At 39.3% G+C, this 25,081-nt stretch carries 27 protein-coding genes; 7 read left to right on the forward strand and 20 right to left on the reverse strand.

Going from position 1 to position 25,081, the window contains the following annotated elements; genetic code table 11:
• Positions 1-20 precede the first annotated feature (20 nt).
• From ACZ5A8_RS00495 to ACZ5A8_RS00535, 9 genes are read right to left on the reverse strand one after another with little or no spacing between them, the layout of a single operon-like run.
• Positions 21-743 (reverse strand): DUF1673 family protein, encoded by a 723-nt coding sequence (locus tag ACZ5A8_RS00495; protein WP_464531627.1) that lies wholly within the window; start codon positions 741-743, stop codon positions 21-23.
• Positions 744-1,352, reverse strand: a complete 609-nt coding sequence (locus ACZ5A8_RS00500; protein ID WP_464531628.1) for a DUF1673 domain-containing protein — start codon at positions 1,350-1,352, stop codon at positions 744-746.
• The gene (locus ACZ5A8_RS00505) at positions 1,353-1,997 is read right to left on the reverse strand and encodes a DUF1673 domain-containing protein (RefSeq protein ID WP_464531629.1); all 645 of its coding nucleotides are present in this window, start codon (positions 1,995-1,997) and stop codon (positions 1,353-1,355) included.
• Complete coding sequence (locus ACZ5A8_RS00510; RefSeq protein WP_464531631.1) at positions 1,998-2,615, reverse strand: DUF1673 domain-containing protein; 618 nt, start codon at positions 2,613-2,615, stop codon at positions 1,998-2,000. It abuts the gene before it with no gap.
• A complete protein-coding gene (locus tag ACZ5A8_RS00515) occupies positions 2,612-3,247 on the reverse strand; it encodes a DUF1673 domain-containing protein (RefSeq protein ID WP_464531632.1) in 636 nt (211 codons plus the stop codon). The genes ACZ5A8_RS00510 and ACZ5A8_RS00515 overlap by 4 nt, the downstream gene beginning before the upstream one ends.
• Positions 3,244-3,858, reverse strand: coding sequence for a DUF1673 domain-containing protein (locus tag ACZ5A8_RS00520; RefSeq protein WP_464531633.1), 615 nt, complete (start codon positions 3,856-3,858; stop codon positions 3,244-3,246). The genes ACZ5A8_RS00515 and ACZ5A8_RS00520 overlap by 4 nt, the downstream gene beginning before the upstream one ends.
• Positions 3,859-3,863: 5 nt before the next feature.
• Complete coding sequence (locus ACZ5A8_RS00525; protein WP_464531634.1) at positions 3,864-4,469, reverse strand: DUF1673 domain-containing protein; 606 nt, start codon at positions 4,467-4,469, stop codon at positions 3,864-3,866.
• Entirely contained in the window at positions 4,466-5,185 is a 720-nt protein-coding gene (locus tag ACZ5A8_RS00530) for a DUF1673 domain-containing protein (protein WP_464531636.1), read from the reverse strand. Before ACZ5A8_RS00530 ends, ACZ5A8_RS00525 begins: the two co-directional genes overlap by 4 nt.
• 34 nt (positions 5,186-5,219) lie before the next feature.
• Positions 5,220-5,675 (reverse strand): hypothetical protein, encoded by a 456-nt coding sequence (locus tag ACZ5A8_RS00535; protein ID WP_464531637.1) that lies wholly within the window; start codon positions 5,673-5,675, stop codon positions 5,220-5,222.
• Between the two features lie 241 nt (positions 5,676-5,916).
• On the opposite strand from ACZ5A8_RS00535, the gene ACZ5A8_RS00540 reads away from it, so the two are divergent.
• The 3 genes from ACZ5A8_RS00540 (at position 5,917) to ACZ5A8_RS00550 (ending at position 7,387) form a co-directional block, all read left to right on the forward strand.
• Positions 5,917-6,315 (forward strand): ArsR/SmtB family transcription factor, encoded by a 399-nt coding sequence (locus ACZ5A8_RS00540; protein WP_464531638.1) that lies wholly within the window; start codon positions 5,917-5,919, stop codon positions 6,313-6,315.
• Positions 6,316-6,346: 31 nt separating this feature from the next.
• On the forward strand, positions 6,347-6,847 hold the full coding sequence (locus tag ACZ5A8_RS00545; RefSeq protein ID WP_464531639.1) for a hypothetical protein: 501 nt from the start codon (positions 6,347-6,349) through the stop codon (positions 6,845-6,847).
• A 147-nt stretch (positions 6,848-6,994) separates the two neighbouring features.
• A complete protein-coding gene (locus ACZ5A8_RS00550; protein ID WP_464531641.1) occupies positions 6,995-7,387 on the forward strand; it encodes a hypothetical protein in 393 nt (130 codons plus the stop codon).
• 469 nt (positions 7,388-7,856) lie between these two features.
• Here ACZ5A8_RS00550 and dapB read toward each other — a convergent pair whose 3' ends face one another.
• The 8 genes from dapB to ACZ5A8_RS00590 form a co-directional block, all read right to left on the reverse strand.
• Positions 7,857-8,648 (reverse strand): 4-hydroxy-tetrahydrodipicolinate reductase, encoded by a 792-nt coding sequence (gene dapB / locus ACZ5A8_RS00555; protein WP_464531642.1) that lies wholly within the window; start codon positions 8,646-8,648, stop codon positions 7,857-7,859.
• Positions 8,645-9,520 (reverse strand): 4-hydroxy-tetrahydrodipicolinate synthase, encoded by an 876-nt coding sequence (gene dapA, locus ACZ5A8_RS00560; protein WP_229390602.1) that lies wholly within the window; start codon positions 9,518-9,520, stop codon positions 8,645-8,647. The genes dapB and dapA overlap by 4 nt, the downstream gene beginning before the upstream one ends.
• 83 nt (positions 9,521-9,603) lie before the next feature.
• Entirely contained in the window at positions 9,604-9,798 is a 195-nt protein-coding gene (locus tag ACZ5A8_RS00565; RefSeq protein WP_322225930.1) for a 30S ribosomal protein S17e, read from the reverse strand.
• 354 nt (positions 9,799-10,152) lie between these two features.
• Entirely contained in the window at positions 10,153-10,494 is a 342-nt protein-coding gene (locus ACZ5A8_RS00570) for a hypothetical protein (RefSeq protein ID WP_464531643.1), read from the reverse strand.
• 616 nt (positions 10,495-11,110) lie between these two features.
• Positions 11,111-11,944 carry a heparan-alpha-glucosaminide N-acetyltransferase gene (locus ACZ5A8_RS00575; protein WP_464531645.1) on the reverse strand — a complete coding sequence of 278 codons (834 nt, stop codon included), beginning with the start codon at positions 11,942-11,944 and terminating at the stop codon, positions 11,111-11,113.
• Positions 11,945-11,990: 46 nt separating this feature from the next.
• Entirely contained in the window at positions 11,991-12,932 is a 942-nt protein-coding gene (locus ACZ5A8_RS00580; protein ID WP_464531646.1) for a hypothetical protein, read from the reverse strand.
• Between the two features lie 99 nt (positions 12,933-13,031).
• A complete protein-coding gene (locus ACZ5A8_RS00585; protein WP_229390607.1) occupies positions 13,032-13,907 on the reverse strand; it encodes a CPBP family intramembrane glutamic endopeptidase in 876 nt (291 codons plus the stop codon).
• Between the two features lie 2 nt (positions 13,908-13,909).
• Positions 13,910-14,797, reverse strand: a complete 888-nt coding sequence (locus ACZ5A8_RS00590; protein WP_464531647.1) for a DUF1616 domain-containing protein — start codon at positions 14,795-14,797, stop codon at positions 13,910-13,912.
• 773 nt (positions 14,798-15,570) lie between these two features.
• Here ACZ5A8_RS00590 and ACZ5A8_RS00595 point away from each other — a divergent pair.
• Complete coding sequence (locus tag ACZ5A8_RS00595; RefSeq protein WP_464531649.1) at positions 15,571-16,467, forward strand: SDR family NAD(P)-dependent oxidoreductase; 897 nt, start codon at positions 15,571-15,573, stop codon at positions 16,465-16,467.
• 131 nt (positions 16,468-16,598) lie between these two features.
• Here the strand turns inward: ACZ5A8_RS00595 and tnpB (ACZ5A8_RS00600) are convergent, their stop codons facing one another.
• From tnpB (ACZ5A8_RS00600) to ACZ5A8_RS00610, 3 genes are all read right to left on the reverse strand, one after another.
• Positions 16,599-17,714, reverse strand: coding sequence for an IS200/IS605 family element RNA-guided endonuclease TnpB (gene tnpB, locus ACZ5A8_RS00600; protein WP_464531650.1), 1,116 nt, complete (start codon positions 17,712-17,714; stop codon positions 16,599-16,601).
• 200 nt (positions 17,715-17,914) lie between these two features.
• Positions 17,915-19,771 carry a TIGR04279 domain-containing protein gene (locus ACZ5A8_RS00605; RefSeq protein WP_464531651.1) on the reverse strand — a complete coding sequence of 619 codons (1,857 nt, stop codon included), beginning with the start codon at positions 19,769-19,771 and terminating at the stop codon, positions 17,915-17,917.
• 133 nt (positions 19,772-19,904) lie between these two features.
• Entirely contained in the window at positions 19,905-20,783 is an 879-nt protein-coding gene (locus ACZ5A8_RS00610) for a hypothetical protein (protein WP_464531653.1), read from the reverse strand.
• 615 nt (positions 20,784-21,398) lie between these two features.
• On the opposite strand from ACZ5A8_RS00610, the gene ACZ5A8_RS00615 reads away from it, so the two are divergent.
• From ACZ5A8_RS00615 to tnpB (ACZ5A8_RS00625), 3 genes are all read left to right on the forward strand, one after another.
• On the forward strand, positions 21,399-21,647 hold the full coding sequence (locus ACZ5A8_RS00615; protein WP_229390612.1) for a hypothetical protein: 249 nt from the start codon (positions 21,399-21,401) through the stop codon (positions 21,645-21,647).
• Between the two features lie 813 nt (positions 21,648-22,460).
• Positions 22,461-22,709, forward strand: coding sequence for a hypothetical protein (locus ACZ5A8_RS00620; protein ID WP_464531654.1), 249 nt, complete (start codon positions 22,461-22,463; stop codon positions 22,707-22,709).
• A gap of 621 nt (positions 22,710-23,330) precedes the next feature.
• On the forward strand, positions 23,331-24,446 hold the full coding sequence (tnpB, locus tag ACZ5A8_RS00625) for an IS200/IS605 family element RNA-guided endonuclease TnpB (RefSeq protein ID WP_464531655.1): 1,116 nt from the start codon (positions 23,331-23,333) through the stop codon (positions 24,444-24,446).
• Positions 24,447-25,081: the final 635 nt, after the last annotated feature.

The following is a 25,081-nucleotide window of genomic DNA, read 5'->3' on the forward strand; positions in this document are numbered from 1 at the left end:
CGAAAATCACTTCTACACCTTCACAAATGCTTTTCGATAATTGATTTAAGCTCTGCAGCCGAGGCTTCATCCGTGATCAGGGAATAATAAGGAGTCCATTCAAACCATCTTTTGTGTCTGGTCTTGATATACAGCTGCGTATTCAGGTCCCCAAATCGAGTCTTTTGTTTCCTCTCTGCAAACAGCAGGAGAGGGATCAAGGAAATAAATAGCAGAAATATATTCCATTCTCCTTCTACTGCAGCCATATAGTAAATTATGAATCCACAAAGGGCAATTCCTCCAATTACTAGAAGCAGGGACATTTTCTTTGAACGCTTTTCAAGCTTGTGCGAAGTCACACTTTCAATCTCTTCATAAGGAATTTCAAACTTCTTCAGTCTGAATGCCTGCAGGCGTATCTCCGATCTGTTTACCTGAACTGCTGCCTCGAAGGTTTTGAGAATTAACAGATAGCTAGAAATATTAAGCAGGAGAAGGCCGGCCAAAAACAGGTAAATGTCTTTTGGATACCTCAGGAGCACGTTGATACCTATCGCAAAAAGTAAAACAACCAGAGTTGTATTTGCAGGAAAAATCACATTTGAAGTTCGAAACTCCGGGAGGTTTCCTGTTTTTCCAGAGACCTGGGCTGTATCTACAAAGTTACAGGACTGTTCCGTTTGCAATGTCATTTTCCTGCAAGCGGGGCACCATCCCAGAAACTTTTTGATCTGATCAAAAGCAAAAACCTTAATGGGCATTTATTTTCTCTCCCTAAGAAGGTACGATTTCTTCCATATGCCGTAGCTCTTATCAAAAAAGACTATTTTATGATTCTTTTTTTCCCAGTAGAGAAGCTGGAAATATTCACGCCACATGATGGGCAGTGAACCTCCAATGAATGAAACCATTGCTTGAAGGGCGGATTCCCAACCCTTAATATTGAAGTAATATAGTGCAATATACACAGACGCATAGAGAATGAAATGCAGTATTTTCTTATCAGAGCGGTCCACCACTGGTTGTTTTACCAGAGCGTTATACCTTTGCATCTGAGCCTTCCAGTCAAATATGATTACAAGCAGGGCAATTAAAAATCCGATCAATAAAAAGATAGGATTTATGCCCAGCTGGTTAATTATCAGAATATATGCGAGCGTAAAAAAGGTCTCAATCAGAAGAATTCTGTTGCTCAATTTCCGGAACCAGCCCGGATTTTTCAGATCATCATTTTCTCCCTCTGCTCTTTCCGGGACATCGGAATCAAAAATCTCAAGGTTAACATGCTGTCTGACTTCAGATGATCTGGCATTCGGGCACCAGCCCATAAGCTTTTTGATCCGGTCAAAAGCAAAAACCTTGATGGGCATTTATTTTTTCTCCTGAATAATGTATGATTTCTTCCATGTCCCGTAACTTTTGTTGAAATAAATCGTTTTGTGGTTTTTCTTTTCCCAATATATTAGTTGGAAATAACTAAGCCACATACCAATCAGGAGACCTCCTCCAAATGAAAAGGCTACATGTAAGGAATAATTCCTTTCTACATCTCCTGAAAAAATCCAATAAAAAATCCAATAAAAAAACAATACATAGAAAATTATATTCATTATTTGAAACAGTTCTTTCTTGCTAGAATAAAGTTTTTTCTTGCTAGAATAGTCGAGAACGAGTTTTTGTGCGAGAATATCGTATGTTTGCATCTGCTTCTTCCAGTCAAAGACAATAAGCGTTACAGAAATGAAAAATCCGGCAAGCAAAGCAGATATATTCACATCCAAACGGGTCATTACTAGGTATATAAGTGTAAGAAAAGAATCAACTAGGAGAACTCTGTTACTCACTTTCCGGAACCAGCTTAGATTTTCCGAGTTTTCTGTATTATCGCCTTTGGTAGGGATATTCGCGTCAAAATATTTGGAATGAATGGAATATTGAGTTTCATGTGCTCTGGCATTCGGGCACCATCCCATCAGTTTTTTTATCTGCTCAAATGCAGCAGTTTTGGCAGACATTTATTTTCTCTCCCGAATGATATACGACTTCTTCCATGTCCCGTAGCTTTTATCGAAATAAATTGTTTCGTGGTTCTTTTTCTCCCAATATATTAGCTGAAAGTAGCTAAGCCACATGCCGATCAGGAGACCTCCCACAAATGAAAACATTGATTGCAGAGCAAGTTCTTGGCCTTTAAAATAAAGATGATATATCAAAATAAAAAATGCAGATGCAAGTATGTAATACAGTTTTTTCTTATCTGAATATTCAATTACTGGATGTTTTATTAGAGCGTCATATCTCTGCATTTGAGCCTTCCAGTCAAATATAACTAAAAACAGGGCAATGAAAAATCCGGTAAGTAAAAGGATCAGATTTACACCCAGAGCTAGATTTATACCTAGCTGATTGATTACCAGAAAATATGCAAGTGCAAAAAAAGTGTTAATCAGGAGAATATAAGTACTTGTTTTCCGTAGCCATCCGGGATTTTTCAGGTCTCCGTTTTCTCCTCCTGCTCTTTCCGGAATATCAGAATCAAAATTCTCAAAACTAACATTCCTTCTGGCTTCAGCTGCTCCGGCATTAGGGCACCAGCCCATCAATTTTTTAATGTATCTGGCTTCCCGGTTCATAGTTCCCCCTCTTTCTCTCCAAGTGCATACATCTTCTGAAACCCCTTTCCACTCTTTATATAAATTTTCATGTGGTTTTTCCGTTCCCAGTAAATGAGCTGAATATAACTTCCCCACATCAGGATCAAAGCCCCTGCAATAAAAGAATACATCGACTGAGCGTTAAGAAAATAGGCTGTATGAGACAGGATATAAGGCAGTAAAACCATAAACAAAATCAAGCCCAAAATTATGACTGAGAAAACCCATAAGAATGTTTTTTTAAAGGAAGAAACAATAGCAGGTTTTTTTGCCAGGGTATCGTACTTATTCATCTGCTTTTTCCAGCCAAGCAAATAGATAAGTAGAGAAGGTAAAAGACCTAGAAAAAAAGCCTCTGTGTTTATACCCTGTTGGGATAGCAAATTTATGAGATAAAAAGTAAAGAATAGTGTTGGTAGAAGAATTCTAACGTCAAACCTGGAGAAGAGCTTGGAGAATCGGCTCAGAGCCTCAGGCTCACTGGCTTTTTCTCCTCCGGATTGAGTATATGCTTCAAAATTAGCGGGGCTAATTCGAGATCCGGTTTCGAATGTTTTTGCATAGAGGCACCATCCCATAAGCTTTTTTATGTATCTGGATTCCCGGCTCATAGTTCTCCCCCCTTTTCTCCAAGGACATACAGCTTTTGCTGTCCCTTTTCTCTTTTTATATACATTTTCATATGGTTCCTCTTCTCCCAGTAAATTAGCTGGAAATAGAAACCCCACATTAGAATCAGAGTTCCTGAAACAAAAGAGTCCAGTGTCTGATATTTAAGAAGATAAGCTACATGAGACGAGATATAAGGCAAGAAAGCCAGAAGCAAAGTAAAACCCAAAAATAGGAATAAGACCACACAGGCTAATGTCTTTCTAAAGGAAGGGTGAATTACAGGTTTCTCTTTCGCGGTATCGTATTGATGCATCTGCTTTTTCCAGCCGAGCAGATAGATCGGCAAAGAAAGTGAAAGGCCAAGAAGGAAAGCTTCCGTATTTATACCTTTTTGGAATAGGTTTATATAAATAGGAGTAAAGAAAAATGGTAACAGGAAGAGCTGGATATCAAGTCTGGAATGCTTGTCTGAAGCCTTCGAAACGTTTGATTTTTCTTTTCCCGATTGGTCATATGCTTCAAAATTAGAAAAGCTATTTTGATTTACGGCTTCAAGCTTTTTTGCATTTGGACACCATCCCATTAGTTTTTTTATGTATTCCAGGGTCATGGTCGTTACTCCGCTCCCTTATTTACAATGTAGATCTCTGGTGTGTAATACCCTTCCAGAATAATGATTTTTTTATTCCTCTTTTCCCAGTATACATCTGTGAGATAATACAGAAACGCTGTCAAACAAAAGCCGGAAGCACAAGTTAAACTGAAAGTTAATACGAACTTCCATCCTAGCGATGAAGAATTTATGAGCAGTGATGTCAGGCCCAGTATTCCAGCCATAGTTATCAATTTATTTTTCATCTGAACTTTTTTGTTAGAGTTTTTAATTTTATCCAGAAAACGCCAATTCCAGATACAAAGAAGCGGGTTAAAAATAATTCCGATAATTAACCCCGGTATGAAAGCTTCATTTCTGAAATATTCTCCCTGAAATCCAATCCAATATATGGAAAAGATGGTAAGCACAGAGGACACTATTAATAACCTGTTATGGCGTTTGTTCCACCAGCCGGGAGATGAAACCGGAGAATTTCCTTCATCTCTTCCCCTGGATTGGTTATCAGCTTCCAAATATTCAGGGCAGATGGAATGCTTGGTTTCAAGTGCTTTAGCATTAGGACACCAGCCAATTAGTTTTTTTATATATTCAGTATTCAAGTTCACATTTTTCCCTCCTTTTCCCCAATAGCATACATCTTTTCGAGGCTATTTTCAAATATTATGTAAATTTTCATATGATTTTTCTTCTCCCAGTATGCATCCGTAAGGTAATACAGAAAAGCTGTCAAACAAGTGCCAAATATAAACGCCATAACTGCCATGTTGAATGAACCGAAGTAAAGAAGAAACACTAGGGGAGCTGAATTAAAATTAAAGTAGTACAGCAAAACTATCAAACAAAAAGCAGAGATTAAAAACAAAACGAATCCCCAGTTAAATTCTGAAAATAAGAGATACAGTAATCCCAGGGATAGTATTAGATTTATAACTCTCCATTTTGACGATACAGTTATAATTTTTATTTTTCTGCTTGAGTTCTTTATATCGTCCAGATAATTCCAGTTCAAGATACAAAAGAGCAAGTTACAAATAATTCCGAAAATTAACCCCGGTCTAAAAGCTTCATTTTTGAGAGATTCTCCCTGGAATGCGATCCAATATAAGGAAAAGGCAGTAAGCACGGAGGAAAATATTAATGACCTGTTACGGCGTTTGTTCCACCAACCAGAGGGTAAAATCGGGGTATTTCCGGCATCTTTTCCCCTGGATTGGTTATCAGCTTCCAAATATACAGGGCAGATGGAATGCTTGGTTTCAAGTGCTTTAGCATTAGGACACCATCCTATCAGTTTCCTTATACTCTCTGTGAATACATCCATCGTTTACCCTTCCTTCAGTTTCACCTGCCTTAAGTCAGGCCTGTTCCACCATTTCTTTCAATTTTCCAAATAATTCATCAGCTATTTTTGTGGGGTCTTCTGCACTCTTGAGTTTAATCTGCATTTCTTCTGCAAAGTCCCAAAGGAGTTCGATACATTCCCTGTACCTTTCGCAAGACCCGCATTCTCCTTCATGTTCGTACCAGACCTGCATTCCGTGTTTTATCGAGACAAAGATTATTGCGCTGGTCTTGAAAGGAATGGATCTCCCGAAGAGAATTCCTTTCTTTGAGTCCAGTTTCTCTACTTCTATTCTGTTTGCCCTGGCCATCTCAAGCAGAGTTTCTTCGATGCGTTTATCCATACTCAGGAGGGCTCGTGAGACTGCCTGCCTGGAGACTCCAAAATGCTTTGAGATATTGATATTCGGGAGTCCGTTTCGACGCAGGACCCAGAATTCAAACTGTTTTTCACCTTCCGGAAGGAACATATGTAAACATCTCGATGTTGACTATTTATAGCTTTCTATATCCTGAACTTTTTAAGTTTTTTGGCTTGAAGATTTTTACTCACTTGCAGGAATATTGGAGTTTTTGTATGATTGTTTGATGATCTGGCCATAAAAGATATATTGAAAGAAGTTAGAATTGATTTTCAAACACTAATATCAATTGGATATTATAAAAATAAATAATATACTTAAATTATAAAGAGTAGAAGCCGAGGATAAAATGAGATCTGATGTGCTGAATGAGGATTATTCAGAAAAAAACTTAGAAATCCTGTTTCTTTCGGAAGACTCCCGAAAACTAGTGCAGGCTCTCTCTAATGTAAATTCAATAAAAATCCTCCAGCTTCTGGAAAGCAAGGATATGTCAGCAGGCGAACTTGCAGAAAAGCTCGGGCTTGGCTTAAGCACCCTCAAATACAACCTTGATTCTCTCATAAAGGTGGACATGATTCGGGTTTCAGAGGTAAAATGGAGCCAGAGGGGCAGAAAAATAAAGATTTACGAGCCTGTTGAAAAAATAATAGTCCTTGTCCCGGGACGCAGGAATGGCTGCAAGGCAGAAATTCTTGGCATGTTCCTTCACGGCAAGGAAGAAAACTTCTGCATCGATAGGGACTGATTTTCTTCAGGACCTGAAAAGGGGTAGGAACTTGAATAAAACAGAAAAAATTTTTCTGATTATAGGGATTACGTCTGTCACCTCTCTTCTTGTCTTTCTGCTGGTAAATAATTGGATGCTGGGTTTTGCAGTAATCAGTGGTGTCTTTCTGCTTTCCACACTGATAGTGGATCCTTTGGATTCTAAATCCAAAAATGAAGAAAAAAGAAAAGATGAGGCTGAGACATTCGGAGTTGGAGCAAAGGCAGTTGTTGATTCCAGAATCTATGAACGTCCTTCTTTTTTTCTCGGTATACCTTTTATTTTTGTTTTTGGAAGCATTGAAAGCAAATACGAGAGCGTTTTCTCTATTGAACACGAAGGAAAAATAGTGGTTGTATTTTACCATGGCCTTTGCCTCGTTTCAGCTGAGGATAGGCTTCTTATTCGAGGAAAATGGTATCGAGGAAAAAAGCTTGGAATACAGGGAAATGTTGTTGTTGCGGACAGAATTGAAAACCTGAGTTCGGGGATTGTGTTTTCCAGACAGTGATAACTCACTAAATCAGGCCATATAAATAAGTCAGTGAGGGTGAAACCGTAGAGCCGGAAGAAATGTTGAAGTTGCTCAATGTAAGCAATTGAGATTAAAGAATTAAGATCAGGTAAGATCCTTATGAGAAGTTTTCGAAGAAGTTTAATGCTCGGAATTTCATTTCTGGTAATGATATTCATGCTGCTGTTTGTAGTCGTCCCCTATCTCATAGCCGGACCCCCTACTCCTCTTTTCCACGTTCAAAACCACGATGTTGGGGTTCACGAACTCAGGATAGAAATCTATGATTCGAAAAACAGCTCCGTGCTCGATGAAACATACAAACTTTCTACAGGAGAGGAAGTCTATCATGCCAAACCCTTCAGATTTCGCGTGCCAGGGTTTGAGATTGTGGATTATACATTCAAATTAACACTTGACAACAAGTTTACGGAAACTTACCCGACAAATATCCAGCCCTGGAATACTGTTGAAGTAGAACTCTACTCTGAGTATGCGAAAGGCCAACCTCTTCTCATAGGCGAGACGACTGTTTAAGGAGAAATAGCCGTTTAAGATCTCTTTCAGGGCTATCTATCTTTAGAAAAAAACAAGTTTTCTGGATTTGCAGGGCTCCGTTTGGTTGATGAGAGTCCGTTTTTCAGCTTCTACTTTTTCGGAGCCCTGCATTCCTGGATGGTGGTCTTATATGATAATTTGCTTGCAAGCAGGTAACCGCATCTGTATTGTGGGATGATATGGTGTTTTCAGACTTCAGGGGTCGAATACCTGCAAGCAAGCACCATCCTATTTCCTGTTTAATGGAATTTATAGCTTTCGCTGTGGTTGACATTAAAATAATTTATGAGTAAAGGTGCGACATACTCGAGATAGCTCAAAAAAGCCAGGGAAAAACTAGAAAAAAGTCAGAAGAAAAAAATAAATGTTAATGCCGGTTGAGGCTAGAATAGAGGCCGGTTTGAATTGTTTCAGAAACCGACCTTGTTTTATAACTTTTAACTTTCTCTTACAACCCGAGTACATCATCCATGGAGTAAATCCCGGGATTCTGACCGCAGACCCATTCAGCTGCACGGACTGCGCCTTTGGCAAAGATCTGGCGGGAGTGAGCCATGTGATGGATCTCAATCCTTTCGGAGTTTCCTACAAAGAGTACTGTGTGATCTCCGGTAATATCTCCCCCGCGAACTGCGTGAATGCCGATCTCTTTCCCGCGGGGTGCGATACCTTCCCTTCCGTATACGTATTCTTTGCCACCCAGAGCTTCGCTGATCACGTCAGCTGCACGGAGGGCAGTCCCGCTTGGAGCGTCTTTTTTCTGGTTGTGGTGAGCTTCGATAATCTCAATATCGTAATCTGAAAGGTACTTTGCAGCTTCTCTTATTATTTTGAAGAAGACATTAACGCCTACTGAATAGTTCGGAGATATAACTGCACGTACCTGGTTTTTCCGAATAGCTTCATCAATTACTGTCCGCTGTTCTGGAGTGAGGCCTGTAGTGCCTATGATGAGGTTCACTCCGCACCTGGCAGCGATAGGGGCGTTTACAATGGTTGCACCGGCTGCAGTAAAATCAATAAGGACATCAGCCTGAGTCTTTTTCAGGACTGTTTCGAGGTCTTTAACATCTGAGATCTGGATCCCCAGGTTGCCAACATGGGCAAATTCTCCTGCATCCTTTCCGACATTGCCTATGTCGAAAGCGGCAACCAGTTGCATGTTTGTTGAGCAGGTGATGTTTTCTATGATTAAGGAGCCCATCCTGCCGCAGGCTCCGAGTACTGCTGCGTTGATCATTCCATTACCCCCAGTTTCCTGAGTTCATTTACAAGCTTTGACTGATTGGCATCGCTAATGGGAGCGAGTGGAAGCCTCAGGTGCCCGCTTGCAAGCCCGATAAGTTCTGCAGCTTTCTTAACCGGAATCGGGTTTGTCTCAAGGAAAAGGGCACGGATCAGAGGGGCTATTTCAAAATGGATCTTTCTTGCAGTTTCGTAATCTCCTTTGAGAGCTGCATTTACCATTTCCGACATTTTGTCAGGCACAACGTTTGCAGCGACCGAAATGACTCCTCTGCCTCCCATGGAAATGATCGGAAGAGTCAGCCCGTCCTCGCCTGAGAGAACCACGAAGTCATCATCTATAGTCTGCTCAAGGATCTGGGAAACTTTGGCGGCGTTCCCGCTGGCTTCCTTGATTCCCGCGATGTTATCTACCTTCGCAAGTTCGGTGATGACATCTACAGGCATGTCCTGCCCTGTCCGGGACGGGACATTGTAAAGGATCATAGGGATATCCACAGCCTCTGCAATTTTCTTGAAGTGCGCAAGCAGGCCTGCAGGATTAGGCTTATTGTAATAGGGAGAGATGAGAAGTACGCCATCAACACCCGCATCTGCGGCATGTTTTGTGAACTGGAGGGCTTCCCCTGTGTTGTTCGAACCTGTCCCTGCGATCACAGGAACCTTTGAGCACTCTACTGCAATATCGATTACTTCTTCATGCTCCACTGCGGAAAGGGTCGCCGATTCTCCGGTTGTGCCGCAGGGCACTATCCCTGAAACCCCCCCCTCTTCAACAAACGCTATATTCCTTCGTAGACCTTCCCTGTCAATCCTGTCGTCTTTCGTAAAAGGAGTGATCAGGGCAGGCATTGCTCCTTCAAACATATAGATATCCCTGCCTGTTTCCCGGAAATAAGTTCTTTATCTATTCAGCAAACTCATTCAGTTAAATTGTCCTGCGTGCTTGTTCAGTAAATTTTCATGCGTGCAACTTTTCTTGTGACGTAGCCTGCAACCCTGTTTCTGATTACTTTGCTTTCAATGGTTGTATACTTTGTCACAAGAAGCTTGTTGGTCTCAAAGTCCTTTGTAAAAACTTCTCCGTAGTTTTCAAGCAGGCTGAATGTAGTTCTTTTGATATTTGTCTGTCTTATATTTCCCATCGTATCTCCTCTTGGTTTTTTGTTTTTTTATTCCAGTTATTCAAGTTTTTGCGGTTTGTCTAACCATGTTTCCCTGTGAATTCTGGTTAACGTGAAGCAGTTAACATGAAGCCGGAAAAAGAAGCAGTTCCATAAAATGGGTTTTCTTCTATCTCCGATTAATGATTTAGCGGAAACTGGATTCAAAAATTTGACTATACTGATTTTGTCGACTAATAGGTAACTTGAGATTTATAAGTTTTGGGGTGAAAAAAATATTTTTGGGGAACGCTCCTGCTTTTTCTGTAAATGTTTTTTCTGTTTGTTCCCTTTTAATCCTTCTCATGTTTGATTCTGTTTACCGCTTTTCATCTTTTATTTTCTGTTCACTTCTGCCTTTTCGTCATTTCTTCTTAATCTGTTGCTCTTTCTATAGTCCGTTTTTCCAAGGAAGCGGTCAAGTGTTCCTGCACTTGTAAAAACAGGCTCTCTTATCCCTTTACGGTTAATTACAAGTCCGAATAATACAATAAGCAGACCAATTTCCGGTTTTGCCTCAACACTAATTGCTCCTAAAAGGACCAGAGAAGAGGCTGCAAGCCCTCGGAGGGCGCCTTTCCTGTAGGAAAGATAGCCTGTCCTTTTAAAAATCCGGATATCCCGAATTGTCAGGAAGAGGACTACAAAATAGGCAAGCATTGCAATTTCCAGATACATTTTTTCTCCAATTTTTTAGTTTCTGCACTTTCCACTCCTTTACAGGCTGATATCAGGAGTTTTCCAGCGGGTAAATCGCGCTGATGAATTTTCAGGAGCTATTTGATGAATTTCAGGAGCCATCAGGAGCCATTAAGAGATTCGTGTCACAATAATCTCTCAGTTTGCGATAGGGCGATAATATTAAATGTGAAAATATTGTCGTTTATGTGAATAATCTTATCGCCAGGTAGTTACGGATGAGCAATATTAATACCGGATTATGATGCAAAATCAGGTACTCTATATCATATATAAAACCAGCCGTTTTAGTTCTTTCTGTCAATTCTCCTTGAGCCAAAAAAGCAGACGAAAAAGCAGTTTTTTGTGGAGTAGTCAACTGCGTAATATAATTAGTGATGTAGTATAAACGGTCATGTAGTATAAACGGTCATGTAGTATAAACGGTCATGTAGTACAAACAGTCACGTAGTATAATAGCGCTTTGGTTGATTTGATCTTTGTTTCCGGGCATTATTTCTCTATTATTAATAATATTTTCCCGTTGTCATTATCCCTCAGGCTTCAGGTATCTTGAAAAGTCGCTCAAATATTTAATTTTATTCTGGAATATTTTTTACAGCATTCCCGGGTCAAGGAGCCCGCTCAGGAGCAAAAGCCCGAGAAAGAGAGGCTGGTGGATAAAATATATGAACAGGGAATGTTTCCCGACCATAGAAAAGGGTTTCTCGAGCAAGAAGTTATCGGCTTCAGGAATTTTAAACTGCCTATTCCCACCTTTATAAAGAGAGTTTCCAAGGAAGATTCCTGTAAGAAGTACTCCAAACCAGGGGAATAGAGGAAAATAGTCAAGGGTTGTGAAGCCTTCGGGCCTGAAGCCCAGCCAGAGAAGAGCCGAAAACCCGAAAGTCCTGTCTTTGAGATAGAATCCTGTGATGCCAAAAAGCAGGCCGAAGAACAGGTTTTCCTTTCCGAACTTCAGGAAAGGGTAGGCAAACACTGCCGAAACTCCGAAAAAATGCAGGATTCCAAAGAGAACATACTGTCCCGGAAAGAAAATCCAGGTTATTCCTGTGATTACAAGTCCCATCGAAAAAAGTCTTAGCCCTCTTTTAAGGTATTTTGAGAAATTTTCCGCAGGCTTTCCTGAGCTTTCGTTATCAATAGTCCTTGAGCGGCTTATGGAAAGAGCGGCTCCGGATATAAGGATGAAAAGAAAAGCTGCACCTCTGCCAATATAAAGAAAAGTACCGGACCTTAATTCAATATCTGCAAGACCGAAAAAATCAAGGTCGTAAAGGAAATGGTATGCAAGCATTAAAATTACGGCAAAACCCCGCAGGCAATCAATTTCCCAGAAGCGGCTTGAGCGCCTTTCCATAAACCTTTCTCCGAAATGTCCTGAAATCCCGTTAGTGAAGAACTTTCGACTTCCTTTAAAGAGAGCCACACTTATATACTCTACGGGACACGGAGAATAACGAAAGTAGTACTGTTTACTTTTTCCTCCTACCCGCCAGTAAAATCCCGAACCCTGCCAGGATTCCGGCAGGCAAATAAGAGAAATTGATGGCCTGATTCACATGCTCCTGAATTTCCTGCCCTTCTGATTCTTTTGAGGGAACTTCTCCGGCAGTTGCAGTCGTTTCTTCGTCCCATGAACTTTCAGTCAGGTAAATGCTGCGTCTTTCTTCATTCTCTCTGTCTGCTATTTCCGAGTCTGTGGAACTTTTGCCTGCAAGTGTCATTGATTTGGAAGTTTTTCTCTCACCGGGCTCTCCGGATGTCTGGACCTGATAAGAATCCGAAGAAGCCTGCAGGACAGGGGCGTTTCCTTTTCCGTCAAAGATGATTTCCCTTTCCGAATTCCCCAATTTAATTTCAAGTTTTCCTGAAGGAACCGATTCTGTGCTGTGCCGGTAGCTAAATTTTCCGTCTTTTCCGGCGTTTAGCTTTTGAATTGTTGTGACTTTCAGGTTAACACCTGAAGCTCCATTTTCTGCCATGCCATCTACTCTGACTCTATATTTTCCCGGAGAAACCCCGGAATGGGTCACGGTAGCTACCCCGTCCTCTGCCCAGGCGCTCTCAGTTTTTGAGAGGATCATTTTCATTTTTACTTTAAGGCTTTCTACACCTTCTGCTCTTACTGTAATAAGATTATTAAAATTAAGAATTTCAATGTCTTCGAACTCGTAGGTGTACTCTCTCAGGTATACAGGCACTGTTTTTTTAAAGGAAACCGAAACCTCCACCTCTTCTTCAGGCGAGGCAAGCCCGCTGATTATGAGAGTATCCCCGATTTTCGGGTTCTCAGGTTTTACTTCCCAGCCTGTCACGCTTGCAGCGACAGGAGTGGCTGTAGTCCCGAAAAACAGGATTATTATAATAAGTAAACAAAGCAGGGTCTTCTGTCCTGCGTTGCTCGGTTTGAGCATTATATGCCTCATAGTTTTTCTTCCGTATTTTTAATTTCAACCAACTTAGCTAATTTATATTCCTGCTATATGTGGTTCCCTTTATTCTTTTCCAACAGCTTATATCAGTCCCAGTCCCGGGCCCAGGTGTGGAATTAACCCGAATAAAAATACGTTTATAAAACCGTGAATCATTACTACGAGGGAGAGGCTTTTTGTTCTGTAAAACAGGTACCCGAGTATACCTCCTGCAAGAAAAGTATATGCAATCTCGTAAGGGGTGCCGTAACTTGAGTGCATTATCCCGAATAAGAGGCTTGCAAGCAGGATACCTCCTGCAGGTCCTAAGAATTCTTCGAGTCTTGTCTGGATAATTCCTCTGAAGATAAATTCTTCTACAAAGCCAACCACAAAAATCATTATAATTGTAAGCTGCAGCAGATTAACAGGCGAAAGATCAGGGATAAGAGGGCTGGTCCGGATGAATAAATACTCCGCCTCTGCTAAGACCAGGCCTGCAAGGATAGAAAAGGGCAGATAAACCTTCATTTTCTTGAGTAAATCCGCTTTTTTTTCTCCAGGGATTTCCTGATGAACGGATATAATAGTTGCCGGAATTGCCATGGGTACATATATGAATAAGAAAGAGTAGAGGTTTGATTCAAAGAAGATAGGCATTGAAAGGTTTACCAGGCGAAGGATGGGGAGGAGTATGAATGCCTGGTGAATTTTGCGTATCTCCAGTTTTTTTGAGATTATTATTGAAAATGAAAGGATGATAAGAAGCAGTGTATAGGCTACTGCGGCTTCATTTATTCTTCCGCTGAATATTAACAGTTCGGCAAAAGCAATAGCAATAACAGGAGCTCCTGCAGAGAATATCTTTTTTAATAATCCGGTTTTTTCGTCAGTCTGCACTTTAAACATTTTCCCAAGCTCCGGCAAAGAAATCGTTCCTGCGTCCAGCTCTGAAGATGGATAGTCCGGAGATGCCATGTTCAGCTCTCCTTCGTGACATTAATCCAGAGATGCACGTTCCTGTAAGGTACACTTTTTTCAGTTTCATTAAAAAGCAGAAATTCCAGTTTCATGTTCTTTCCCTCAACAGGTGGAGTAATAGTAACCGGTTCTTCCCAGGTCACGTTATGGTCAAGGCTGATATATTTCTGGTCTTCCGGAAGAGGCAGGGAACGATTTTCAAGCCTGACTTCCATTGTGTAATCCACAGTCCTGCGCTCATGGTTTGTAATTCCTACAACAACCGTTCCACTGTCTCCCGGTGTATATTCTGTGGAGTAATTCTCAGCCGTTCTGTCAGGTCCCAGGATATAAAACTCGGTGAACGCTTCTCCGTCTCTGGGATTTCCTATGACATAAGCAAGGCTTCCAATAGAGGCAAGGATAGACATTACCAGTAACACTGCAAGGGCTTTGTCGGCTCTTGACCCCGTTTCTTCCAGAAACTCTGCTTTCAAAGTAGAGATAGTGGTTCCGATCGAGATTTTAAAAGCCTCAGCTTCAGGCAACTTGATTCTTCTGTAATATGCCGCCCCACACATGAGAAGAGTAAAAACAGAAAGACCTGTGAGTACTGGAACTTCTCTGATTCCCCAGTCAGTGTAGTTCATTCCAAGTCCCATCAGTGGGACTACGGCGATGCTTAACCCCAGGGAAAGCAGGGCTCTCTCAATTCCATCCATATCTTTTTTTGCAGGTAGGAGAGCTCCTGTCAGGGCATATCCTGGTAAGAATAGAACCAGAAGAAGTCCAAGGGCAGTGCGCAGAAAGCTTCCGCTGAGTATGGGCACAAGTACGAAGATATCCGTAAGGATTACAAGACCTGCCACAAGTAGCAAATCAAGAGGAAATTGTCTGTTTCCAGCCATTTTTATCACTGCGAAAATATTTAGTATTCTCTCTTTCTACAATTTATACTTATGTAGGCTTTCCGCCAATCTTCTATGCCTCTATCTTTTTCAATCTTTTACAATTCTCTCTTTTTGCATTTATTAATACGCTTCATTGTCTCTATTTTATGCCTGCCCTGCGCTTTTTCATTTTATTCAGCCAGCATTCTATCTTAAAACATCGCTACTGCAGACTAATGGAGAATCTAAAAGGAATATTCGCTGAGTAAATTCCTGTTCTTAATACATTTCAATCTTTTTAAATATTTTTATTCTTTCTGATTACTTTTACTTCCTTTAATAAATTACCTGGCCAAGTAAATTGGCTTAATAAACCGACAGGTAAGCCGCTCTTAGAAGTAAATTCTTTGAAGCATTATCCTTTGGTATTCTTTGAAGTAATATTCTTTGAAGTAATATTCTTTGGAGTATTATCCTTTGAATATGTCTCTCCTGACAAATATCCAGCCTCCTCAAGCTACGGCTAACTGTACTTTACTGATCAGTTTCCGGTCTATCTTGAAGACTCAGATTTCCCAAATTTCCCAAATTTCCCAAATTTTCTAAATTTCCCAATTTTTTAATTCCCCTGTATTCATAAGGTTTCTTTGAATGAAAAATTTTTCCCTTCTGATGTGATTTTATCCCGATAATGTGTATTTCCCCCATCTTCGTAAATATCGTAGTCCGCGTTGAGAACTTTCAAGCCTGCATAGATAATTTTATTTTGTACCTTTTCCTTTTCTCGAAGCATGAAAGTGCTGATTACAGGAGGAGCAGGTTTTATAGGCTCCCATATAGCTGAGTATTTTGCAGAAGCAGGAAATAGTGTAAGGATCCTTGACAATCTCACTACCGGTTTTTCTCGAAATATCCCTCAGCACAGAAATGTCGAATTCATTCAGGGGGATATCTGTGATCCCTCTTCGGTTGAAAAGGCGGTCTCGGGTATGGACTACGTTTTCAATGAAGCTGCCCTCGTATCAGTACCTCTCAGCTGTGAAAAACCGGTTGAGGCTTTCCGGATAAACACCCTTGGAACGCTTAATGTATTGCAGGCATGTGTCAGGGCAGGAGTTGAAAAATTTGTTACCGCATCCTCAGCTGCGATTTATGGAAATAATCCTGCACTTCCTAAAAGTGAGGGCATGTATCCCGAGCCTGCTTCACCTTACGCAATCTCCAAACTTGACGGAGAATACCTGGCAAGAATGTTTTATGAAGATTACGGGCTTCGGACTACCTGCCTGCGTTACTTCAATGTATACGGCCCACGCCAGGATCCGAAATCTCCGTACGCAGCCGTAATTCCCATTTTTTTGGAAAGGGCAAAGGCAGGTAAAGATCTTGTTATTTACGGTGACGGACTTCAGAGCCGGGACTTTGTTCATGTAAGAGATGTTGTCAGGGCAAACGCAGCAGCTCTCGAGCACGGGGATGGCCAGGTCTTCAATGTGGCTATGGGAAAAAGCTTAACAGTTCTGGAGCTTGCAGAGAACATTATTAAACTGACCGGCTCCTCAAGCAGGATCGTACACGCCGAATCAAGGGCAGGAGATGTCAGGGACTCAAAGGCTGATGTCTCAAAAATTGCAGGCTGGTGGAAAGGCGAGACAGAGCTGGAACAGGGATTAAAAAGCCTGATTTAAGTACAAAGGGTATTCTTTAGTGAACTACCCCCACCTGCAAATCTGATGATTTGCGAGGAAGGGGCTTCTTGCTTCATTCCTCGAACTACTGTTCACAAGTCCACAAGCCCATCCCCTACGTTCCGTAGGTGTCAGATAACTATTAGATTTTGATCTTGAAGAGAGAATTTTTTGATATTGATAGCGGCGTTTATATCTCTGTCATGTTTTGTTTTACAATCAGGACATTCCCATTCTCTTACTTCTAAAATTAATTCTTTATTATAATAACCGCAAACATTACATATCTTACTAGATGGTTCAAACGTCCCTATCCTCAAAACTATTTTTCCGTACCATTCAGCTTTATACATTAGTTTTGTAATAAAGCTTGACCATCCAGCATCAGATATTGATTGAGCTAGACAGTGGTTCTTTTGCATTCCTTTTACATTCAGAGTTTCCAACGCTATAGCTTGGTTCTCGCTTATTAATCTAAAAGAGAGTTGATGTTGGAAATTAGTTCTCTGGCTAGTAATAATCTCATGAATTTTGGCAAGATGATGTCTTGCTTTATTTCTATTTTTAGAGCCTTTCTGTTTTCTTGACACTCTTTTTTGAAGAACTTTAAGCCTTTGAAATGAGTTTTTCAGGTATTTCGGATTCTCTATTTTTTCTCCATTGGAAAGAACTGCAAAATCCTTAATACCTACATCAATTCCTATGGTACTTGATTCTGATATTTCTTGTTTTTCAGGGGGTTCTTCTCCGTCATCTACAAGAATAGATATGAAGAACTTTCCAGTATTTGATCTTGAAATAGTTGCAGTTTTCATTTCCCCTTCAAATCTTCTATGAAAAACTGCTTCAACTTCACCCAATTTAGGGAGCTTAATTACATTTCTATCAAAATCTACTGTATAATGTTGTGGTATTTGATAAGACTGTACTGGATTTTTCTTAGATTTGAAATTGGGAAATCCAGATTTTTCTCTAAAGAATTTTGTAAATGCTGATTCTACATTTACCAAAGAGACAAGTAGAGCCTGAGAATTAGCTTTTTTCAACCATTCATTAGAAGGTTTGACTTCATGAACTAAAATCCTTTGTAAGTCAAACCTTGATATTGATTTATTATTTTGTTGATAAGTTTTAATTTTCTGTTCTAAAGCCCAATTATAGACAAATCTACATGCACCAAAATGAAGAGTTATTAGTTCTTCTTGATTTTTATTTGGGTAGATTCGGTATTTATAGGCTTTTAACATACTATATTATATGGTTTAAAGAGATATATAAATTCCGTTAAACCTATTATAATGAAGTTGACGGCTTTCATCCCCCACCTGTCGGGCTACGCCCTCCGAGGAAGGGGACTTCCCGCCTTAGAGTTAAAAAATCAATGTTAAACGCAGATGAGTCTCAAAAATGAAATTTAAACAGGAGAAATCATATCTCCTGTTTTTCCTTATTTTTCAGAACCTTTATCTTCATTATTCGGGTCTGCTTTTTTCTTTATAATTGTTCCTATCGCGATGATTACAAGGACACCTATAAAGAAACTGGCAATTTTTAATCCAGAGTTTCTGTTTTCTTTAGAAGGTATTTCAGATTCCATAATTAATTCTGAATTGCCCTGCTGCTCTCCATCTGAAGTTAACTGGCCATTATTTCCCTCTGTTTTTTCTCCTATTTCAAGGATATTCTTGCTGGCTGTAATTGCAAATGGGGAAAAGCTCGGAGTTTTGGCTTCGAAATAGATATACTTATTATCTTCGCCTACTTTTTCCGTTTCAAGAGAATTCCATTGATCTCCGCTGTAGTGCTGCAGGGTTATTGCATTCATATTAATATGGTTTTCAGTTATCCATTCCTTACTTACTCTGAAGCCCACAATAGCGTTTTCAATGTTCTTTGAATTTGCAAATCCACTGTCTCCAACCCGGATATTAAGGTGTCTGTATACCTCGCCTTCAGGATCAGTGGAAGCAAATGAGGATTTTCCTTTCAGTTCCTCAATAGTAGCTGTTATAGTGCCTGCAGTCTTTTTGGAGGTAAACTCCACATAGCAAATAGGGGTGGTTCTATTTGAGAAATCAAATTTTATCCTTTTCCCATTTGAAACAAACTGCTTGCAGAGATCTTTCATTTTGACATTTTTCGAGGGCTCATATTTTTCTTTATCTTTTTCTTTTTTACCGTTACTGTTCGAACTTCCTTTTGTTTTAATCTCGACCTCCAGCTGGGTAAGGCCTACAAGACCTTTTTCAGGGCTATATGCGCCAACAAGAAGGTAGTAGCAGCCTACGGGCAGGTCAAATGCGGTAAGTGAAAGGTCATTATAGCCGGCTTCGCCTATTGCTATGGCTCCCTTTCCCTCCCCTATGAGTGTCTGGATTTCTGTCTGGAGTTCGTTTCTGGTGAGTTTTGACCTGTAATTTGAGGAGTTAATGTCAAACTCATCAATGATATCCATTTCATTTACTATAACTGAAGTCCCATTCTTTGTACCGTCGGAATTGATTTCTATGTTAGCTTTATATGCCTGTTCTCTGATAAGTACAGCTCCATAGGTATAGTCAATCTCTTCGGGGGCACCCTCAAGGGTCATGCTTATGTCCAGGTCTTCTCCCTTTACTATGCATAAAGGAGCATCGACATTCAGTTCATATTCAGTAACAACAAAGGCGGTTGCAGAAAGGACTGTCAGGCTTCCGTCTTCATTTTCCTGTATCATGACTATGCAGTACTCACCTGCATCCTGGGGTCCAAGGTCAAAATCTAATAAGTCGCCTTTATTTCCAAGGGGTACGTCGGAATATTTTTTATAATTCCCTTCCTCCATGTTACTGTGGAAGAGTTTGCTCAGGCTCCCTATGTCCCCGGCTTTAAAGGCATCAAAGAGTCCATATGCATAGTCTGAACTTACTTTGAAGAGATATATTTCCACCTCTCCTTTCAGACAGGACTCCCCATAAAAAGACATATTTACATTTTCCCCGGGCAGGTATACGGGGTGGGAACAGTAGCGAGAAGTTGATGGGTAAGTTATGGTGTAACTTTCATCTTTATCTTTGTACAGGGTCCCGGAAGCTCCTCCATATTTCTTATATTTCGGGCCTGAATATGTGAGTTTTATTGGCCGAGGAACCTCAACCCTTCTCCCTTCATAGGGGCATCCTATTGTAATCCAGTTCCCTTCATCAGGATTGCTGGTATGGTCAAGGGCGTAAACCACTCTGTCGGTGAAATTTATAGCGCCAACAGGGTTCACGTCTGTTTTTCCACCTCCTGCCATTGCTGGTGCAGAGGTTAATATAAACACTGTTAATATGAGTATTAATAAATTTTTTCTCAATTTACATACCTCCATTTTCCCCATTAAATTTTTTAGATTAATCAGTTTCAGGATGTAGGGTTTATTACATGCAGTCTGCTAAAACTGTTATTTTTTTTCTTCATTTTCTTTTAGAATACATAATAATGAGTAGAATTGCTACCCCCATTCCTCCCATCATATAGGCTATATCTACAGGTAGCCCTGCATCTTTATCATTTTCATGCCCCCCATTTTCTATCTCTAAAACAGGTGTTTTATTTCCGTTTTCAGGGATCTGTTCCGGATTTAATACGGCTTCAGTCTCTTTTGTTTCCTCAGTCTCTTCTATGGTTTCGGGCTCTATTCCCTGGGAAGAAGAACCGGAGGCTGAAGCTGAAGTTTTCCCTATGAGAGTTACAGTTTTCTTGACGCCTCCAACACTTATTTCAAAGTCTCCGGGAGGAACGGCTTTAGTATTATAGGAATAGCTGAAATCTCCATTTGAATCCGCTTTTATTTGCTGAACAGCGGTAATTCTCAGGTTTACAGTTGAAGTTCCCCCTGTGGCATCTCCGTCCATCTTTATCTGGTAGGTTCCAGGAGGGACACTTGACTGTGTTACAGTTGCAATGCCTCCGGAAGCTTCTGAACTTTTAGTCACCCAGATTAGCATTTTTACCCTTACATTGAGGTCACTGGCTCCGGTAGCCCGGACTGTAAAGCGATTATTGAATCCTTCAGGGATTTTCACGCCTTCTAATATGTACTCGTACTTCCCTCCGGCCACCGGGGCTTCCTTTTCAAAAGTTACCTGTACTTCGATTTCCTCTTCCGGAGATGCACTTCCTTTAATGCGAAGGGTATCTCCAAGAACCGGTTTTTCAGGGGATAAATCCCAGCTGCTAACTGCTGCAGCTGCAGGTGAAATTGTTAGTAGAGCCAGAATCAGAACCGAAAGGGAGGTGATTATAAAGGCATGTTCTTTTCGCCTTTTATGGATATGAATGGATCTTTTCACGGGAACGACTCCTTTCAAACCAGGATATGCTCATTATTTTTATTATGTATGTATTTAAATTTTTTTGACCTATATAGCAAAATTAAACTTTTATAATAATGCTGAAGAAATATCTTATGTAGACTTTTACTGTGGACGTTATATAAACTTTTATCGATAGTAAGCTAAATTCTATTCAAATTAATTTTATATTTTATATTTTGATTATGTTTTTTATAGCATACTCCGAGTTCGACTAACATAATAATTTTTTTGGGTCCAGATCGCTAATATTTCTCTGTTTTCACTTCCTCTTATTTTTTTCTCAAATGGTTCAGTAATGTTATTAAATGTTTATATCATTTTCTTAAATTATTCTTTCAGATTCCTGACTGTTCCTTGCTTCAATGTCCCTGTTTTTACACTCCTAAAGCTTAACATGATATTGATTATTCTCTTTATTCCTCTCTATTTGTAATATTTTCAAGCTGCAATTCCATGATAGTATTCTAATCAATATCATATCTTAATCGTTTAATATTTCGGGAAACTTTTTTATAATATGGCGTCTTTCTATATGAATAATTTCACAAAATCTTGAGTGAAACTAATTAATTATTTATGGGAGGTATCTTTATGCTGTTAAGTATAGTTTCATCGAGTGCAATTTCCTCAAGTGCAATTTCTATGGTTACGAGTCCCGGGCTTCCTCAGTACGGCGCCGCGGTAGTTGTCGGGCTGATTTCCCTTCTTTCTTTAAAGGAGGTCCTTTCAGCGTCCGAGCACTGGAACAGGTCCCTTGACAGCTCCTTTAATATGTCAATTCTGCCTTTGCTTTTCTGCTTTGGTGCAATTGTCGTTTTTAAGGTTGCAGAAATAATTTAAATTCCGGGCTTCCGGAATTCTTTATCCTTTTTGACATAATAAACATGTTTTGTGCATTTCCGCACTATTTTTTCTTTTTGAGCAAGTTTTGTTTTAAATTTTTTTCAAGTTTTTCTCTGACCCTCTTTTGATTTTTCTTCTGTTTTTCAGCCTTTTCTGTAAAATAAGGCGAATAGAAACCTGAGTACCTTTAGTATTAAGGTTCAAGATCCAGGAGTCTGGAGTACCTGAAGGACTGATAAACGAGAATATTCAAAGGTTACGAAAAACGGAGAGAAGTAAACAATCCGGGAACGTTTAAAAAATAAAATAACTCGACTAAAATAACATATTAAAATTACATAACTTATTGAGAATACAAAATCACTCAAGGAAATAATAAAAATCACTCAAGGAAATAATAAAAATCACTCAAAGAAACAATAAAAATCATTCAGGGAAATAATAAAAATCATTCAGGGAAAGGGTAATGGCGAGAAGTTGAACTGAATTTTCCGGAGAGATAAAATAAGAGGTTTGAGGAAACATAAAACTGATCAGACGATTGAATATATTAATTTTCTTCTGTTTAGTAATAGTAAAAATACTTAGTTGTCTATCTCCCTTCTCTTTTCGATAATCTGAAATTATGTCTGTCAATACTCGCGGTTGAGGCTATTAACTTTATCTTTTCCATATTTTTTCCACCAACAGATTTAATTTTTGCATAATAATATTTTTTAAGAAAACCTTTTTATATTTTGTCATCTTCTTATATGATTAGTCTTCATAATATTTTGAGTGAGTGTAGTCTACACTTACGGGGGTATCTTTATGTTGTTAAGTATAGTTTCATCGAGTGCAATTTCCTCAAGTGCAATTTCTATGGTTACGAGTCCCGGACTTCCCCAATATGGTGCCGCGGTAGTTGTCGGGCTGATTGCTCTCCTTTCTTTAAAGGAAGTCCTTTCCGCATCCAAACACTGGAACAGATCCCTTGACAGTTCCTTTAATATGTCAATTCTGCCTTTGCTTTTCTGCTTTGGTGCAATTGTCGTTTTTAAGGTTGCAGAAATCATTTAAATTCCGGGCTTCCGGAATTATCCCATCCTTTTTGACATAATAATTGACATAACAAACATGTTTTGTGCATTCCTGCACTATTTTTTCCTTTTTGAGCAAGTTTTTTTCAATTTTTGACTATATTTTTTCAGGTTTCTTCAGGTTCCGTTTTTCAAGTTTTGTTTTAAATTCTTTTTTCAAGTTTTTCTCTGACCCTTCTTTGATTTTTCTTCTGTTTCTCGGCATTTTCTGTAAAATAAGGCGAATAGAGACCTGAGTACCTTTAGCATTAAGGTTCAAGAGCCAGGAGTCTGGAGTACCTGAAGGACTGATAAACGAGAATATTCAAAGGTTACGAAAAACGGAGAAAAGTAAACAATCCGGGAACGATTCAAAAATAAAATAACTCGACTAAAATAATATATTAAAATTACCTAACTCATTGAGAATACGAAATCATTCAAGGAAAGAATAAAAATCATTCAAGGAAAGGATAATGGCGAAAAATTGAACTGAACTTTGAGGCGGGAAGTCCCCTTCCTCGGAGGGCGTAGCCCGACAGGTGGGGGATGAAAGCCGTCAACTTCATTATAGGAAGTTTAACAAAAACTATATATATCTTTAAAACTTATAATCTATAGTATGTTAAAAGCCTACAAGTACCGAATCTACCCAGATAAAGACCAAGAATTATTCATAAAAGTAAATTTTGGTGCATGTAGATTTGTCTATAATTGGGCTTTAGAACAGAAAATAAAAACTTATCAGCAAAATAACAAATCGATATCAAGGTTTGATTTACAAAGGATTTTAGTTCATGAAGTAAAACCTTCTAACGAATGGTTGAAAAAAGCTAATTCTCAGGCTCTACTTGCTTCTTTAGTAAACGTAGAATCAGCATTTACGAAATTCTTTAGAGAGAAATCTGGTTTCCCTAACTTCAAATCTAAGAAAAACCCAGTTCAATCTTATCAAATGCCACAACATTATTCGGTAGATTTTGAAAGAAACCTTATCAAACTACCTAAGATTGGGGAAGTCGAAGCAGTTCTTCATAGAAAGTTTGAAGGCGATATGAAAACTGCAACCATTTCAAGATCGAGTACAGGAAAATACTTCATATCTATTCTTGTGGATGACGGAGAAGAACTTCCTGCTAAACAGGGGATATCAGAATCGAGTACCATAGGAATTGATGTAGGCATCAAAGATTTTGCAATCCTTTCTAATGGGGTAAAAGTTGAGAATCCCAAATACCTAAAAAACTCTCTAAAAAGAATGAAATGTTTACAGAAAAGAGTGAGTAAGAAGGTTAAAGGTTCTAATAACCGTAACAAAGCAAGACACCATCTTTCAAAAATCCATGAAACTATTAGCAATCAGAGAAATAATTTCCAACACCAACTCTCTTCTAAACTTATCTGCGAGAACCAAGCTATATCGTTGGAAACTCTGAATGTTAAAGGCATGGTAAAGAATCATTGTCTGGCTCAATCCATTTCTGATGCTGGATGGAGTAGTTTCGTAACCAAACTTGAGTATAAAGCTGAATGGTTGGGAAAAACCATCTTACGTATAGGAAGATTTGAGCCATCTTCAAAGATTTGCAATGTATGTGGTTATTATAATGGTAATCTGACCTTGAAAACCAGAGAATGGGTATGTCCTGATTGTAAAACCACGCACGACAGAGACATAAATGCTGCAATCAATATCAAAAAATTCTCTCTTCAAGATCAAAATCTTATAGTTATCTGACACCTACGGAACGTAGGGGATGGGCTTGTGGACTTGCGAACAGTCGTTCGAGGGATGAAGCAAGAAGCTCCTTCCTCGCCATCAGGCAGGAAGGGGTAGTTCACACTCAGATACTCTGAAATCCTTTTTCCTTTTTCTTTCTTTTCGCTTTTCTTTTCCTTTCTCTTCATTTTCTTTTTTTTATTTATTTGTACTTATCACTATGTCCAGCCTTCGAATCTCTTGAGGTTTTTTATCTTTTTTCCGGTTATGTACGTGATATGAAAATCGATAAAAACGAGGACAGACTGAGAATGGGGGATGATGAATAAAAATCGGCTGATGAAGAAAGTTTTTTCAAAACTGTCTTCGGAGATAAAGGCAGGATTCTTGCATAGTTTTATCGTCTATTTTTTATATCAATTCTTTAATTAATCTAGTTTGTTGATGGCAAGTTTTTATTAAATTTGGGTTTTTTATTTTGGTATTTTTCTTTCTCTTGATGTCTATTTCTGTGATCTAAGTATAAACTCCCCCATAATGTCTTGATCACATTGCCTCTGCGTAACTTTAAGAATTGTTCGGTCGGCTTGAGGTTGATCGAAACAACTACCTGCTCTCAAAGTTTAGGGGTTAGTAAAAAGGATTTTATAGTA

The organism is Methanosarcina subterranea (assembly GCF_055385895.1).

Coding starts and splice junctions, on each gene's coding strand:
- ACZ5A8_RS00620 (WP_464531654.1), top strand. CDS start 22,461: ATGTTGTTAAGTATAGTTTCATCGAGTGCAATTTCCTCAAGTGCAATT.
- ACZ5A8_RS00535 (WP_464531637.1), bottom strand. CDS start 5,675: ATGTTCCTTCCGGAAGGTGAAAAACAGTTTGAATTCTGGGTCCTGCGT.
- ACZ5A8_RS00595 (WP_464531649.1), top strand. CDS start 15,571: ATGAAAGTGCTGATTACAGGAGGAGCAGGTTTTATAGGCTCCCATATA.
- ACZ5A8_RS00530 (WP_464531636.1), bottom strand. CDS start 5,185: ATGGATGTATTCACAGAGAGTATAAGGAAACTGATAGGATGGTGTCCT.
- ACZ5A8_RS00505 (WP_464531629.1), bottom strand. CDS start 1,997: ATGTCTGCCAAAACTGCTGCATTTGAGCAGATAAAAAAACTGATGGGA.
- ACZ5A8_RS00565 (WP_322225930.1), bottom strand. CDS start 9,798: ATGGGAAATATAAGACAGACAAATATCAAAAGAACTACATTCAGCCTG.
- tnpB (WP_464531655.1), top strand. CDS start 23,331: ATGTTAAAAGCCTACAAGTACCGAATCTACCCAGATAAAGACCAAGAA.
- ACZ5A8_RS00515 (WP_464531632.1), bottom strand. CDS start 3,247: ATGAGCCGGGAATCCAGATACATAAAAAAGCTTATGGGATGGTGCCTC.
- ACZ5A8_RS00520 (WP_464531633.1), bottom strand. CDS start 3,858: ATGACCCTGGAATACATAAAAAAACTAATGGGATGGTGTCCAAATGCA.
- ACZ5A8_RS00585 (WP_229390607.1), bottom strand. CDS start 13,907: ATGGCATCTCCGGACTATCCATCTTCAGAGCTGGACGCAGGAACGATT.
- ACZ5A8_RS00510 (WP_464531631.1), bottom strand. CDS start 2,615: ATGAACCGGGAAGCCAGATACATTAAAAAATTGATGGGCTGGTGCCCT.
- tnpB (WP_464531650.1), bottom strand. CDS start 17,714: ATGTTAAAAGCCTATAAATACCGAATCTACCCAAATAAAAATCAAGAA.
- ACZ5A8_RS00550 (WP_464531641.1), top strand. CDS start 6,995: ATGCTCGGAATTTCATTTCTGGTAATGATATTCATGCTGCTGTTTGTA.
- ACZ5A8_RS00580 (WP_464531646.1), bottom strand. CDS start 12,932: ATGCTCAAACCGAGCAACGCAGGACAGAAGACCCTGCTTTGTTTACTT.
- ACZ5A8_RS00570 (WP_464531643.1), bottom strand. CDS start 10,494: ATGTATCTGGAAATTGCAATGCTTGCCTATTTTGTAGTCCTCTTCCTG.
- ACZ5A8_RS00500 (WP_464531628.1), bottom strand. CDS start 1,352: ATGCCCATCAAGGTTTTTGCTTTTGACCGGATCAAAAAGCTTATGGGC.
- ACZ5A8_RS00540 (WP_464531638.1), top strand. CDS start 5,917: ATGAGATCTGATGTGCTGAATGAGGATTATTCAGAAAAAAACTTAGAA.
- dapA (WP_229390602.1), bottom strand. CDS start 9,520: ATGTTTGAAGGAGCAATGCCTGCCCTGATCACTCCTTTTACGAAAGAC.
- ACZ5A8_RS00495 (WP_464531627.1), bottom strand. CDS start 743: ATGCCCATTAAGGTTTTTGCTTTTGATCAGATCAAAAAGTTTCTGGGA.
- ACZ5A8_RS00590 (WP_464531647.1), bottom strand. CDS start 14,797: ATGGCTGGAAACAGACAATTTCCTCTTGATTTGCTACTTGTGGCAGGT.
- ACZ5A8_RS00615 (WP_229390612.1), top strand. CDS start 21,399: ATGCTGTTAAGTATAGTTTCATCGAGTGCAATTTCCTCAAGTGCAATT.
- dapB (WP_464531642.1), bottom strand. CDS start 8,648: ATGATCAACGCAGCAGTACTCGGAGCCTGCGGCAGGATGGGCTCCTTA.